The following is a 13,115-nucleotide window of genomic DNA, read 5'->3' as shown; positions in this document are numbered from 1 at the left end:
CCTCCTGCACTGCAGCTCCGACGGTGTGCCAGCTGTCCGGACCCCCTTACGGAACGGCCGATCACGCCCTAGGCTGCTGCCTGGTTCTTGTTACTTGCTGGTTAACAAGGCGGGCCGGGCCAGGTCGCCCCCACGGCCGCCCGTCCCTCACCCTCGGCCACCCGCCCCCCGGAGGTCCTCGTTGAGTTCCGTGCAGTCCATGATCGAGCGGCGTCCGCCCTCCGTGGCCCATCTCTTCCTCAGCAGGGTAAAGGCCACGCCCGACGGTGAGGCCTACCGGTACCCCGTGCCGGTCGACGAGCATGCCGCCGACGGCGCGCCCGGTGCCGAGCAGTGGCGCTCGCTGACCTGGGCGCAGACCGCGGAGCGGGTCAGAGCGGTCGCGGCGGGCCTGATGTCGCTCGGTATCGAGGCGGAGGACCGCGTGGCGGTCTCCTCGACCACCCGGGTCGAGTGGATCATCGCGGACCTCGGGAACATGTGCGCCGGCGCTGCCACCACCACCGTGTACCCCAGCACCAATGCGGACGAAACGGCGTTCATCCTCGCCAACTCGGCCAGCCGGGCGATGTTCGCCGAGAACGAGAAGCAGCTCGCCAAGGCGGTCGAGCGGAAGGCCGAGCTGCCGGCCCTCGAAACGGTGATCCTCTTCGACGCCCCCGCCGGTGAGCCGGAGACGGCCGGGCTGACCGTGATCACCCTGGCGGAGCTGGAGGAGCGCGGCGCCGCGTACCTCGTCGACCACCCCGACGCGGTCGACAAGGCCGTCGACGCGCTGGAGCCCGAACAGCTCGCGACCCTCATCTACACCTCCGGCACCACCGGCCGCCCCAAGGGCGTGCGCCTGGTGCACGACTGCTGGTCCTACGAGGGCCTGGCCCAGGAGGAGAGCGGGCTGCTGCGCGCCGACGACGTGCAGTTCATGTGGCTGCCGCTGTCGCACGTCTTCGGCAAGACGCTGATCTCCGGCCAGATCGCCACCGGCCACGTGATGGCCGTGGACGGCCGGGTGGACCGGATCATCCACAACCTGCCGGTGATCCGCCCGACCCTGATGGCCTCCGCCCCGCGCATCTTCGAGAAGGTCTACAACGGCATCGCGGGCAAGGCCCGGGCCGAGGGCGGCGCCAAGTACAAGATCTTCCAGTGGGCCGCCAAGGTCGCCCGCGACCACGCCCGCACCACCCAGGCCAACCAGATCGCCACCGGCCGGGCCACCGCGCCGTTCGCGCTGGACCTCCAGCACAAGATCGCCGACAAGCTGGTCTACGCCAAGATCCGCGCCGCGTTCGGCGGCCGGATGCGCGGCTCGGTCTCCGGCAGCGCCGCGCTCGCCCCCGAGATCGGCTTCTTCTTCATGGGGGCCGGTGTGCCGATCCTGGAGGGCTACGGCCTGACGGAGACCTCCGCCGGCTCCACCGTCAACCGCGACGGCGCGACGCGCGTCGGCACGGTCGGCCTGCCGCTGCCCGGCACCGAGGTCCGGATCGCCGAGGACGGCGAGATCCTGCTCCGCGGCCCCGGCGTCATGCGCGGCTACCACCAGCTGCCCGAGCAGACCGCCGAGGTGCTGGAGCCGGACGGCTGGTTCCACACCGGCGACATCGGCGAGCTCGACAAGGACGGCTACCTGCGGATCACCGACCGCAAGAAGGACATGTTCAAGACCTCCGGCGGCAAGTACGTCGCCCCCAGCGAGGTCGAGGGCAAGTTCAAGGCCGTCTGCCCGTTCGTCAGCAACATCCTGGTCATCGGCAACCAGCGGAACTTCTGCACCGCGCTGATCGGCCTGGACGAGACCGTGCTCATGCCGTGGGCCGCCGAGCACGGCCTGGCCGGCAAGGGCTACGCCGAGGTGGTCGCCGCACCGGAGACCCGGCAGCTCATCGAGGGCTTCGTGACCCGCCTCAACGGCGAGCTGCAGCGCTGGCAGACGATCAAGAAGTTCACCCTGCTGCCGCGCGACCTCGACATCGAGCACGGCGAGCTGACCCCCAGCCTCAAGATCAAGCGGCCGGTGGTCGAGCGCGAGTACGCCGACGCCATCACCGAGATGTACGCCGGATCCAACGAGGCCTGACCGGGCCCGCACCAGGTGTGACGTCCGCCGTCCCGTACGGCTCCGGGGCAACCCGAGCCGTACGGGACAATGGGGTCATGCCCTCCGCACTCCCCGACGGCGAACCGGTGCCGTCCGACGGCTCGCTGCCCGCCCACGCCCTCACCGGGCTCGGCACCCGGCCGTTCGGCTTCTACCTGCACGTGCCGTACTGCGCCAGCCGCTGCGGCTACTGCGACTTCAACACCTACACCGCCACCGAACTGCGCTCCTCCGGCGCGGTCGCCTCGCAGGAGACGTACGCCGACAACGTGATCTCCGAGATCCGGCTCGCCCGGAAGGTCCTCGGCGACGCCGACCTGCCCGTGCGGACCGTCTTCCTCGGCGGTGGCACCCCCACCCTGCTGCCCGCCCGCGACCTGGTGCGGATGCTCGCCGCGCTCCGCGAGGAGTTCGGGCTCGCCCCGGACGCCGAGGTCACCACCGAGGCCAACCCGGAGTCCGTCGGCCCCGCGTACCTGGCCGAGCTGCGCGAGGGCGGTTACAACCGGATCTCCTTCGGCATGCAGAGCGCCCGCAAGCACGTCCTGCAGGTGCTCGACCGCCACCACACCCCCGGCCGCCCCGAGGCCTGCGTCGCCGAGGCCCGCGAGGCCGGCTTCGACCACGTCAACCTCGACCTCATCTACGGCACCCCCGGCGAGTCCGACGACGACTGGCGGGCCTCGCTCGATGCCGCGATCGGCGCCGGCCCCGACCACGTCTCCGCCTACTCCCTGATCGTCGAGGAGGGCACCCGGCTCGCCGCCCGCGTCCGCCGCGGCGAACTCCCGATGATCGACGACGACGTGCACGCCGACCGCTACCTCATCGCCGAGGACGCCCTCGGCCGGGCCGGCTACTCCTGGTACGAGGTCTCCAACTGGGCCACCACCCCCGAGGGCCGCTGCCGGCACAACGAGCTCTACTGGACCGGCGCCGACTGGTGGGGCGCCGGGCCCGGTGCCCACAGCCACGTCGGCGGCGTCCGCTGGTGGAACGCCAAGCACCCCGCCGCCTACGCCCGGGCCCTCGCCGAGGGCCGCACCCCCGCCCTCGGCCGGGAAGTGCTCGCCGGGGAGGACCGCCGGGTGGAGCGCATCCTGCTGGAACTGCGCCTGGTCGACGGCTGCCCGCTCGACCTGCTCACCGAGGACGGCCGCAAGGCCGCCCTGCGCGCCCTGGAGGAGGGCCTGCTCGACCCCGACGCCCACGCCGCCGGCCGGGCCGCCCTGACCCTGCGGGGACGCCTGCTGGCCGACGCCGTCGTCCGCGACCTCGTCGACTGACGGGCTGACCGCGTAGGGGCGCGTGGAGGTGCCCCCACGCGCCCCTACGGGGTCTCCGTCGCCGTCACGAAGTCGATCAGTTCTTCGACGCGGCCGAGCAGGGCGGGGTCGAGGTCGCGGTAGGAGTCGACCGAGGCGAGGATGCGGCGCCAGGCCGCGGGCGGGTCCACCGGCCAGCCCAGCCGGCGGCAGACGCCCTCCTTCCACACCTCGCCGCGCGGCACCTGCGGCCACGCCCCGATGCCCACCGCGGCGGGCTTCACGGCCTGCCAGACGTCGACGTACGGGTGGCCCACCACCAGCACCGCGTCGCCGGAGACCCGCTCGGCGATCCGGTGCTCCTTGGTGCCCGGCAGCAGGTGGTCGACCAGGACGCCGAGCCGCCGGCCCGGGCCCGGGGCGAACTCCGCCACGATCGCCGGCAGGTCGTCGACGCCCTGCAGGTACTCCACGACGACGCCCTCGATCCGCAGGTCGTCGCCCCAGACCCGTTCGACCAGCTCCGCGTCGTGCCGCCCCTCCACGTAGATCCGCGATCCCCGGGCGACCCGGGCGCGTGCCCCCGGCACGGCGATCGACCCGGAGGCGGTCAGCCGCGGCCCGGCGGCGGGCGCCGGCGCGGAGGGCCGCACCAGGGTCACCACGCGGCCCTCCAGCAGGAAGCCGCGCGGCACCATCGGGAACACCCGGTGCTTGCCGAACCGGTCCTCCAGGGTGACCGTCAGGCCCTCCGCGGTCTTCTCGCAGCGCACCACCGCCCCGCAGAAGCCGGTCGCCGCCTCCTCCACCACCAGGTCCCGCTCGGCGGGCACCTCCGGAGCCGGCTGCTGCCGCTTCCACGGCGGGGTCAGATCGGGGCCGTACTGCCTGCTGCGCATGGACGGGAGTCTACGAGCCCGACACCCGGTCATCCCCCGTCCGGCGCAAGGCGCGCCGGGCCCGCCCCCGCGCCCCCGAGAGCCCCCGCGCGCGGTGGAGGAGCCGTGGGGCCTCAGTCGGTGAGGCCCGGGGCGCCCCAGACCGGGAACCAGCGGGAGAGGTCCGACTCCAGTCGCAGGTCGTTCCCGAGCATCGCCTTGACCTGCAGTTCCAGCGGGCTGTTGCGCTTCTCGCCGCCGCCCGGCATCGGTGCGAACGGGTAGAAGGTGCCCCGCTTGTAGAGGTAGACCAGTGCCAGCGAGCGGCCCTCCGCGTCGCGGAAGCCCACCAGCGAGCACAGCAGCTGCGGGCCGAAGCCGTGCGCCTCCAGCTCGCTGTTGACCGCGTGCAGGTCGTTCACCAGGTCCGGCAGCTCGTCCGGGGTGTGCCGGGCGAGCAGCCAGGAGTACCCGTAGCCGTCCCGGGAGCCCTCCACCGGGACGCCGCCCCGGTCGGTGTCGGCGTCCAGCAGGGCCCGGACCTGCTGCTTCACCTCCTCGAAGGCACCGCCCTCGACGGCCGCGAAGCAGACCGAGCCGAGCCCGGTCGGCCGGAACCCGGCCGCCGCCTCCAGGGTCAGCGCGGCCGACGGAATGCCGAACAGCTGGTCCAGGTCCGGCTTCACCGGCTTGCTCCGGCCCAGCAGCGCGTCCAGGAATCCCACGGTGCGGTCCTCTCCGGCCGTCAGCGGCCGAGCTCGGCGGAGATCCGGGCCAGCTGCTCCAGCCGCTTCTCCAGCGAGGGGTGGGTGGAGAAGAGCTGGGTCGCGGCCTCCCGGGCGCTCAGCGCCGGGGCGAAGTAGAAGGCGTTGTACGGCTGGGCCTTGCGCAGGTCCTCCGTCGGGATCGCGGCGATCTGCCCGGTCACCTTCGTCAGCGCCGAGGCCAGCGCGCTCGGCCGGCCGGTCAGCTGGGCCGCCGAGCGGTCCGCCGCCAGCTCCCGGTAGCGCGACAGCATGCGGGTCAGCAGGAAGCTCAGCGCGTACACCACCATGCTCACCAGCGGGACGATCACCAGGGCGATCGCCGTGTTCGGGTCGTTGCTGTTGCGGTTGTTGCCGAGGAATCCGCCGTACAGGGCGATCCGGGTGGTCACGCCGGCCAGCACGCCGAGGAAGCCGGCCACCGTCATCACCGCCACGTCCCGGTGCGCCACGTGCGAGAGCTCGTGCGCGAGGACGCCCTCCAGCTCCTCCGGCTCCAGCCGGCGCAGCAGACCGGTGGTCACGCAGACCACGGCCTTCTCCGGTTTGCGGCCGGTGGCGAAGGCGTTCGGCATGTCGTTGCGGGCGACCGCGACCCGCGGCTTCGGCATGTCGGCCAGCGCGCACAGCCGGTCGATCGTGCCGTGCAGCTGCGGGTACTCCTCGGGGGACGCCTCGTGGGCGCCCATCGCCTTCTCGGTGATCTTGTCGCTGAACCAGAACTGCACGACGAACAGCCCGCCCGACAGCAGCAGGACGAGCGGCCAGGCGCCGCGCAGTATGACGATCAGCAGCCCGGTGAACCCCACGTAGACCAGGCCGATGAGGAACATCGTCGTGACCATCCGGCCGGTCAGGCCGCGGTCCGGCGCGAAGCGGGAGTGCTGCCGTGACGACGACATCGCTGCTCCTTCGGTAGCTCGCTGCCTTCGATGCTGCCACTCACCGGCGCGCCGGGCACTGCCCGCGGCCCCGAGATCGGTCGAGGATCACGCGGGAGGCCCGTTCCTGCCGTCGGGGGTGGGCCTTACACTGGCAGGTACGAATCTGGCACTCTGCCTTCCGGAGTGCCAAGGGTCGGATCGGTCACCAGGTCCAACGGGCGAAGACGGAGGTGCGTGCCCCGTGGCCAACGAGCGCAGGGACGAGCGTCTCATCGACACGCGTGCTGGCGTGCGCCCGCTCGACGAGCGCAGGCTCGCCGTGCTCCGGGCGATCGTCCAGGACTACGTGGGCACCGAGGAGCCGGTCGGGTCCAAGGCACTCGTCGAGCGGCACAACCTCGGCGTCTCGCCGGCGACGGTCCGCAACGACATGGCGGCGCTGGAGGAGGACGGCTTCATCCACCAGCCGCACACCAGCGCCGGCCGCATCCCCACCGACAAGGGCTACCGCCTGTTCGTCGACCGGCTGGCCGAGGTCAAGCCGATGACCGCGCCCGAGCGGCGCGCGATCCGGCACTTCCTCGAGGGCGCCGTCGACCTGGACGACGTCGTCGCCCGCACCGTCCGGCTGCTCGCCCAGCTCACCCGGCAGGTCGCCGTGGTGCAGTACCCGTCGCTGACCCGCTCCACCGTGCGGCACATCGAACTGGTCGCGCTGGCACCCGCGAAGGTGATGCTCGTCCTGATCACCAACACCGGTCGGGTGGAGCAGCGCATCGTCGACTGCCCCGGCTCCGTCGGCGAGACCGTCCTGGCGGACCTGCGGGCCAAGCTCAACGCCAACGCGTCCGGCCGCCGGCTGCCGGACGTCCCCGCGGCGCTGGAGGACCTGCCGAACGCCTTCGAGCAGGGCGACCGGCCGGTCGTCTCCACCGTCCTCGCCACGCTCTTCGAGACCCTCGCCGAGCAGAACGAGGAGCGCATCATGCTGGCCGGCACGGCCAACCTGACCCGCTTCGGGCACGACTTCCCGCTGACCATCCAGCCGGTGCTGGAGGCGCTGGAGGAGCAGGTGGTGCTGCTGCGCCTGCTGGGTGAGACCGCGGAGTCCGGGATGACCGTCCGGATCGGCCGCGAGATCGACTACGAGGGCCTCAATTCCACGTCCGTGGTCTCCGTCGGTTACGGTTCGGGCGACCAGAGCGTGGCAAAGCTGGGTGTGATCGGTCCGACCCGGATGGATTACCCGGGCACAATGGGGGCGGTGCGAGCGGTGGCACGGTACGTGGGTCAGATCCTGGCCGAGTCGTAACAGCGTGCTGCGCCAGGCGGCGCAGCCGGTCGGACGCAAGCACTTCCAGAAGCGGAACAAGCGGAGCATTTGGTGGCCACGGACTACTACGCGGTACTCGGCGTCCGACGGGATGCGGGGCAGGACGAGATCAAGAAGGCGTTCCGGCGCCTCGCACGCGAACTGCACCCGGACGTCAACCCGGACCCGAAGACCCAGGAGCGGTTCAAGGAGATCAACGCCGCGTACGAGGTCCTCTCCGACCCCGCCAAGCGGCAGGTCTACGACCTCGGCGGCGACCCGCTGTCGCCGAACGGCGGCGGTGGCGCAGGGGCGGGCGGCTTCGGCGCCGCGGGCTTCGGCTTCTCCGACATCATGGACGCCTTCTTCGGCGCCGCCGGCGGCCAGCGCGGCCCCCGCTCGCGGACCCGCCGCGGCCAGGACGCCATGATCCGCCTGGAGATCACCCTGGAGGAGGCCGCCTTCGGCACCACCAAGGAACTCCAGGTCGACACCGCCGTCACCTGCACCACCTGCTCCGGCGAGGGCGCCGCACCGGGCACCTCCGCGCAGACCTGCGACATGTGCCGCGGCAAGGGCGAGGTCTCCCAGGTCACCCGGTCCTTCCTCGGCCAGGTCATGACCTCCCGCCCCTGTCCGCAGTGCCAGGGCTTCGGCACCGTCGTGCCGACCCCGTGCCCGGAGTGCGCCGGCGACGGCCGCGTCCGCGCCCGCCGCAACCTCACCGTCAAGATCCCCGCCGGTGTCGACAACGGCACCCGGATCCAGCTGGCCGGCGAGGGCGAGGTCGGCCCCGGCGGCGGCCCGGCCGGCGACCTGTACGTCGAGATCGCCGAGACCAGCCACGCGGTGTTCCAGCGCCGCGGCGACGACCTGCACTGCACCGTCACCATCCCGATGACGGCCGCCGCGCTCGGCACCCAGGTGCCGCTGCAGACCCTCGACGGGCTGGAGGAGGTCGACATCCGGCCCGGCACCCAGTCCGGGCAGTCGATCCCGCTGCACGGCCGGGGCATCACGCACCTGCGCGGCGGCGGCCGGGGCGACCTGATAGTGCACGTCGAGGTGCAGACGCCGACCAAGCTCGACCCGGAGCAGGAGGAGCTGCTGCGGCGGCTCTCCATGCTGCGCGGCGAGGAGCGCCCGTCCGGCCAGTTCGCACCGGGCCAGCAGGGCCTCTTCTCCCGCCTCAAGGACGCCTTCAACGGGCGCTAAGGACCACCACCCCAGGGGCGCGTGGGGACACCTCCCGGCCGAAGGCCGGGGGTGGTGACCCGACGCGCCCCTCGGTACTCACTCCCGTAAGGAAGACCCTTCATGACTGCGCCGGTGTTCGTCGTCGAGAGTGCGGTGCTGGCCGGGGTCGTGCCGGGTGCGGTGGTGCGGCTGGACGGGCCGGAGGGGCGGCACGCCGCGGCGGTGAAGCGACTGGAGGCCGGCGAGGCGATCACGCTGGCCGACGGGTGCGGTCTCGGGGTCGACGGCACGGTGGCCGCCGTGCACGGCAAGGACGCGCTGGACGTCACCGTCGGCACCGTCCGCACGGAGCCCGAGCCCGGCCCGCGGATCGTCGTCGTCCAGGCCCTGCCCAAGGGCGACCGCGGAGAGCTCGCGGTCGAGACGATGACCGAGGTCGGCGTCGACGTGGTGATCCCCTGGGCGGCCTCCCGCTGCATCACGCAGTGGAAGGGCGACCGCGGGGCCAAGGCGCTCGCCAAGTGGCGGGCCACCGCCCGGGAGGCCGGCAAGCAGTCCCGCCGGCTCCGCTTCCCCGAGGTGCGGGACCTCATGACCACCCGCCAGCTCGCCCCGGTGCTGGCCGCCGCGGCCTTCGCCGCCGTGCTGCACGAGGACGGCGCCGAACCGCTGGCCACCGCGGGGCTGCCCGGGGAGGGCGACATCGTGCTGGTGGTCGGCCCGGAGGGCGGCGTCTCGCCGGACGAACTGGCCGCGTTCGCCGAGGCCGGCGCCGCGCCGTACCGGCTCGGCCCGTCGGTGCTGCGCACCTCCACGGCCGGGGTCGCGGCCGGAGCCCTGCTGCTGGGCCGTACCGGCCGCTGGTCCTGACGCCGGCCCGCGGGCCCGTCCGGACACCGGCGGCCGACCGGCTCGTACGCTCAAGAAGAAACCCCCTGCGACGCGGGCGGCCGGTGCCTAGGGTGCTGGTGTGACCGAACCGCAGAGCACCTTCGAGGGCGCCTACCTGCGCCACCCCCACCTGCACGGCGACCTCGTCGCCTTCGTCGCCGAGGACGACGTCTGGCTCGCACCGCTGGACGGCGGCCGGGCGTGGCGGCTGACGGCGGACCAGACCCCGGTCAGCCACCCGCGCTTCTCCCCGGACGGCCGGCACGTCGCCTGGACCTCCACCCGGGACGGCGCGCCCGAGATCCACGTCGCCCCCACCGACGGCGGCCCGTCCCGGCGCCTCACCCACTGGGGCAGCGCCCGTACCGCGCTGCGCGGCTGGACGCCCGACGGCCGGCCGGTCGCCGTGACCACCGCGGGCCAGGCCACCCTGCGCCGCACCTGGGCCTTCGCACTGCCGCTGGAGGGCGGCGAGCCGGCCAGACTGCCGTACGGGCCGGTCGGCGGGCTCGCGTTCGAGCCGGACGGCGAGCGCGTCCTGCTGCTGTCGGCGTTCAGCCGGGAGCCCGCCCACTGGAAGCGCTACCGCGGCGGCACGGCGGGCAAGCTGTGGATCGGCGGCCGGGACTTCGAACGGCTGCACACCGGTCTCGACGGCAACATCGACTCGCCGCTGTGGGTCGGCGGGCCGCAGGGTTCCAGGATCGCCTTCCTGTCGGACCACGAGGGCACCGGGCAGCTGTACTCCAGCCTCCCCGACGGCTCCGACCTGCGACGGCACACCGACGGCGGGTTCTACGCCCGCAACGCCACCACCGACGGCACCCGGGTGGTCTGGCACAGCGGCGGCGACCTGTGGCTACTCGACGACCTGGACGGCGCCGAGCCCCGCCGACTGGACGTCCGTCCGGCCGGCCCGCGCACCCGCCGCCAGCCGCACCCGGTCTCCGCGGCGGGCCGGCTGGAGTCGGTCGCCCCGGACCGCACCGGACGGGCCGGCGCGGTCGTCGTCCGCGGCACCGTGCACTGGCTGACGCACCGCGAGGGCCCGGCCCGGGTGCTGGACGCCACCCCCGGGGCGCGCGCCCGGCTGGCCCGGGTGGTGCCCGGCGCCGACGGCGGCCAGGGCGTCGTCTGGGTCACCGACGCCGAGGGCGACGACGCGATCGAGTTCGCCCCCGTGGTGCTCGGCGCCGAGCGCCGCCGGCTCGCCGCCGGCCGGCTCGGCCGCGTCCTCGACCTCGCCGTCTCGCCCGACGGCAAGCAGCTCGCGGTGGCCTCGCACGACGGCCGGGTGCTGCTGGTGGCGCTCTCCGACGGCACCGTGCACGAGCTCGCCCGCAGCGAGGACGGCGAGGTCACCGGGCTGGCGTTCAGCCCGGACTCCAGCTGGCTGGCCTGGTCGAGCCCGGCGCTCGGCGCCTGGTCGCTGCGCCAGATCATGCTGGCCGACCTGACCAGCCGCACCGTCAGCGAGGCCACCCCGCAGCGCTTCGTCGACTACGCGCCGGCGTTCACCGCGGACGGCAAGCACCTGGCCTTCCTGTCGGTGCGCAACTTCGACCCGGTGTACGACTCGCACTCCTTCGACCTGTCCTTCCCGACCGGCTGCCGCCCGTACCTGATCACGCTGGCCGCCGACACCCCGTCGCCGTTCGGCCCGCAGCGGGCCGGCCGCCCGGTCGGCGCCGAGGACGACGACGGCGCGGCCGGCAAGGCCGCGAAGGACGCGAAGGAGGGCGCCGAGGGCGAGGAGGCGGCCGCCCGGACCCGGGTCGACCTGGAGGGCATCGCCGACCGGATCCTGGCCTTCCCGGTGGAGGGCGGTTCCTTCGGCAGCCTGCGGGCCACCAAGGAGGGCGTGGTCTGGACGCGGATGCCGCTGCTCGGCGAGCTCGGCGACACCGCCGCCTCGCTGGAGGACGACCACCCGCGGCCGGTGCTGGAGCGGTTCGACTTCAAGCGGCGGCGCGCCGAGGAACTCGTGCACGCCCTGGACGCGTTCGCGGTCAGCGGCGACGGCAGCCGCCTCGCGGTGCTGGACGACGCCCGGCTGCGGATCGTCCCCGCCGACCAGAAGGCCGGCGAGGACGACGAGGTGGACGTCGACCTCGCGCGGCTGCGGGTCACCGTCGAACCGTCCGCCGAGTGGCGGCAGATGTTCGACGAGAACGGCCGCATCATGCGCGACAACTTCTGGCGCGCGGACATGAACGGCGTCGACTGGGCGGGCGTCCTCGACCGCTACCGCCCGCTGGTCGACCGCCTCGGCAGCCACGACGACCTGGTCGACCTGCTGTGGGAGACGGTCGGCGAGCTCGGCACCTCGCACGCCTACGTCACCCCGCCCGGCCGCGGCACCGAGGCCGCCCGCCGGCAGGGCCTGCTCGGCGCCGACCTCGTCCGCGACGGCGACGTCTGGCGGGTCGAGCGGATCCTGCCCGGCGAGTCCTCCGACCCGCGGGCCCGGTCGCCGCTGGCCGCCCCCGGCGTCGCCGTCCGGCCCGGCGACGCCGTGCTCGCCGTCGACGGCCGCCCGGTCGATCCGGTCGCCGGCCCGGCCCCGCTGCTGGCGGGCACCGCCGGCCAGCCGGTCGAACTGACCGTGGCCGGCAAGGACGGCGTCCCGCGGCACCCGGTGGTCGTGCCGCTCGCCGACGAGGAGGCGCTGCGCTACCACGACTGGGTGGCCGGCCGCCGTGCCGAGGTCCGCGAGCGCTCCGGCGGTCGGCTCGGCTACCTGCACGTGCCCGACATGGTCAGCTCCGGCTGGGCGCAGCTCCACCGCGACCTGCGGGTCGAGCTCGCCCGCGAGGGCGTGGTCGTCGACCTCCGGGAGAACCGCGGCGGCCACACCTCCCAGCTGATCGTCGAGAAGCTGAACCGGCGGATCGTCGGCTGGGACCGCGGCCGCGACCTCGCCAACCCCGAGCCGTACCCCGGGGACGCCCCGCGCGGCCCGGTGGTGGCGCTCGCCAACGAGTTCTCCGGCTCCGACGGCGACATCGTCAACGCCGCGATCCAGGCGCTCGGCATCGGCCCGGTGGTCGGCACCCGCACCTGGGGCGGCGTGATCGGCATCGACAGCAAGTACGCGCTGGTCGACGGCACCTCGATCACCCAGCCCAAGTACGCGTTCTGGCTGGAGGGCTACGGCTGGGGCGTGGAGAACCACGGCGTCGACCCGGACGTGGTCGTCGACTGCCCGCCGCAGGACTGGGCGGCCGGCCGCGACCCCCAGCTCGCCGAGGGCGTCCGCCTCGCGCTGGAGGCGCTCGCCGAGCGGCCGGCGAAGACCCCGCCGCCGCTGCCCGAGCTGTAGGGCCCGTCCGGGCGCGAACGGGCCCGGGGGCGGGCGGCAGCGGCCGTCCGTCCCCGCGCCGGTCCCGTGCCCGCCGCGGGGGAGTGCGCAGCTCGGCTAGGCTGCGGACCGTCAGGAACGTGCACCCGCAAGGAGACCGCCATGGCCGGCGAGGCCCAGCCCGACTGCCTGTTCTGCAAGATCGTGGCGGGGGAGATCCCGGCGACCGTCGTCCGGGAGACCGAGCGCACCGTCGCCTTCCGGGACATCAATCCGCAGGCGCCGACGCACGTCCTGGTGATCCCCAAGGTGCACTACCCGAACGCGGCCGCGCTCGCCGCCGCCGAGCCGGAGATCACCGCCCAGCTGCTCACCGAGGCCGCCCGGGTCGCCGAGGACGAGGAGATCGACGGCCACGGCTACCGGATGATCTTCAACACCGGTGCCGGCGCCGGCCAGACCGTCTTCCACGCCCACCTCCACGTGCTCGGCGGGGTGCAGCTGCGCGAGGGCCTGGTCTGA

Annotated in this window: 10 protein-coding genes; 7 read left to right on the top strand and 3 right to left on the bottom strand. The window is 73.8% G+C overall.

Features of this window, described 5'->3' with window-relative positions; genetic code table 11:
• Positions 1-181 precede the first annotated feature (181 nt).
• Together AB0O09_RS04440 and hemW are read left to right on the top strand one after the other, a co-directional pair.
• Positions 182-2,080 (top strand): AMP-dependent synthetase/ligase, encoded by a 1,899-nt coding sequence (locus AB0O09_RS04440; protein WP_363540056.1) that lies wholly within the window; start codon positions 182-184, stop codon positions 2,078-2,080.
• A 77-nt stretch (positions 2,081-2,157) separates the two neighbouring features.
• Positions 2,158-3,387: a radical SAM family heme chaperone HemW gene (gene hemW / locus AB0O09_RS04435; protein WP_363540054.1), complete on the top strand. Its 1,230-nt coding sequence runs from the start codon at positions 2,158-2,160 to the stop codon at positions 3,385-3,387.
• A 44-nt stretch (positions 3,388-3,431) separates the two neighbouring features.
• Here hemW and AB0O09_RS04430 read toward each other — a convergent pair whose 3' ends face one another.
• The 3 genes from AB0O09_RS04430 to htpX all read right to left on the bottom strand — a co-directional run bounded on the left by AB0O09_RS04430 (position 3,432) and on the right by htpX (position 5,910).
• Positions 3,432-4,265 carry a DUF3097 domain-containing protein gene (locus AB0O09_RS04430; RefSeq protein WP_363540052.1) on the bottom strand — a complete coding sequence of 278 codons (834 nt, stop codon included), beginning with the start codon at positions 4,263-4,265 and terminating at the stop codon, positions 3,432-3,434.
• 113 nt (positions 4,266-4,378) lie between these two features.
• A complete protein-coding gene (locus tag AB0O09_RS04425) occupies positions 4,379-4,969 on the bottom strand; it encodes a hypothetical protein (protein WP_363540050.1) in 591 nt (196 codons plus the stop codon).
• Between the two features lie 20 nt (positions 4,970-4,989).
• A complete protein-coding gene (gene htpX, locus AB0O09_RS04420; protein ID WP_363540048.1) occupies positions 4,990-5,910 on the bottom strand; it encodes a zinc metalloprotease HtpX in 921 nt (306 codons plus the stop codon).
• 271 nt (positions 5,911-6,181) lie between these two features.
• Between htpX and hrcA the strand changes: the two genes are divergently transcribed.
• The 5 genes from hrcA to AB0O09_RS04395 all read left to right on the top strand — a co-directional run bounded on the left by hrcA (position 6,182) and on the right by AB0O09_RS04395 (position 13,115).
• Complete coding sequence (gene hrcA, locus AB0O09_RS04415; RefSeq protein WP_363540202.1) at positions 6,182-7,204, top strand: heat-inducible transcriptional repressor HrcA; 1,023 nt, start codon at positions 6,182-6,184, stop codon at positions 7,202-7,204.
• A 72-nt stretch (positions 7,205-7,276) separates the two neighbouring features.
• Positions 7,277-8,419 carry a molecular chaperone DnaJ gene (gene dnaJ / locus AB0O09_RS04410; protein ID WP_263105448.1) on the top strand — a complete coding sequence of 381 codons (1,143 nt, stop codon included), beginning with the start codon at positions 7,277-7,279 and terminating at the stop codon, positions 8,417-8,419.
• A gap of 102 nt (positions 8,420-8,521) precedes the next feature.
• The gene (locus AB0O09_RS04405) at positions 8,522-9,271 is read left to right on the top strand and encodes a 16S rRNA (uracil(1498)-N(3))-methyltransferase (RefSeq protein WP_363540046.1); all 750 of its coding nucleotides are present in this window, start codon (positions 8,522-8,524) and stop codon (positions 9,269-9,271) included.
• 100 nt (positions 9,272-9,371) lie between these two features.
• Positions 9,372-12,614: a PDZ domain-containing protein gene (locus AB0O09_RS04400; RefSeq protein WP_363540044.1), complete on the top strand. Its 3,243-nt coding sequence runs from the start codon at positions 9,372-9,374 to the stop codon at positions 12,612-12,614.
• Positions 12,615-12,755: 141 nt separating this feature from the next.
• Entirely contained in the window at positions 12,756-13,115 is a 360-nt protein-coding gene (locus AB0O09_RS04395; protein WP_030270608.1) for a histidine triad nucleotide-binding protein, read from the top strand.

Origin of the sequence: Kitasatospora sp. NPDC093679 (assembly GCF_040683455.1) — a bacterium.
Classification (GTDB): Bacteria; Actinomycetota; Actinomycetes; order Streptomycetales; family Streptomycetaceae; genus Kitasatospora; species Kitasatospora arboriphila.
Note: the sequence above shows the minus strand (reverse complement) of the source record. Positions and strands in the feature narration are given on the sequence as shown.

What these genes read in the sequence shown, in the direction of transcription:
- hemW (WP_363540054.1), top strand. Translation starts at nt 2,158, where the DNA reads ATGCCCTCCGCACTCCCCGACGGCGAACCGGTGCCGTCCGACGGCTCG.
- AB0O09_RS04430 (WP_363540052.1), bottom strand. Translation starts at nt 4,265, where the DNA reads ATGCGCAGCAGGCAGTACGGCCCCGATCTGACCCCGCCGTGGAAGCGG.
- htpX (WP_363540048.1), bottom strand. Translation starts at nt 5,910, where the DNA reads ATGTCGTCGTCACGGCAGCACTCCCGCTTCGCGCCGGACCGCGGCCTG.
- AB0O09_RS04405 (WP_363540046.1), top strand. Translation starts at nt 8,522, where the DNA reads ATGACTGCGCCGGTGTTCGTCGTCGAGAGTGCGGTGCTGGCCGGGGTC.
- AB0O09_RS04395 (WP_030270608.1), top strand. Translation starts at nt 12,756, where the DNA reads ATGGCCGGCGAGGCCCAGCCCGACTGCCTGTTCTGCAAGATCGTGGCG.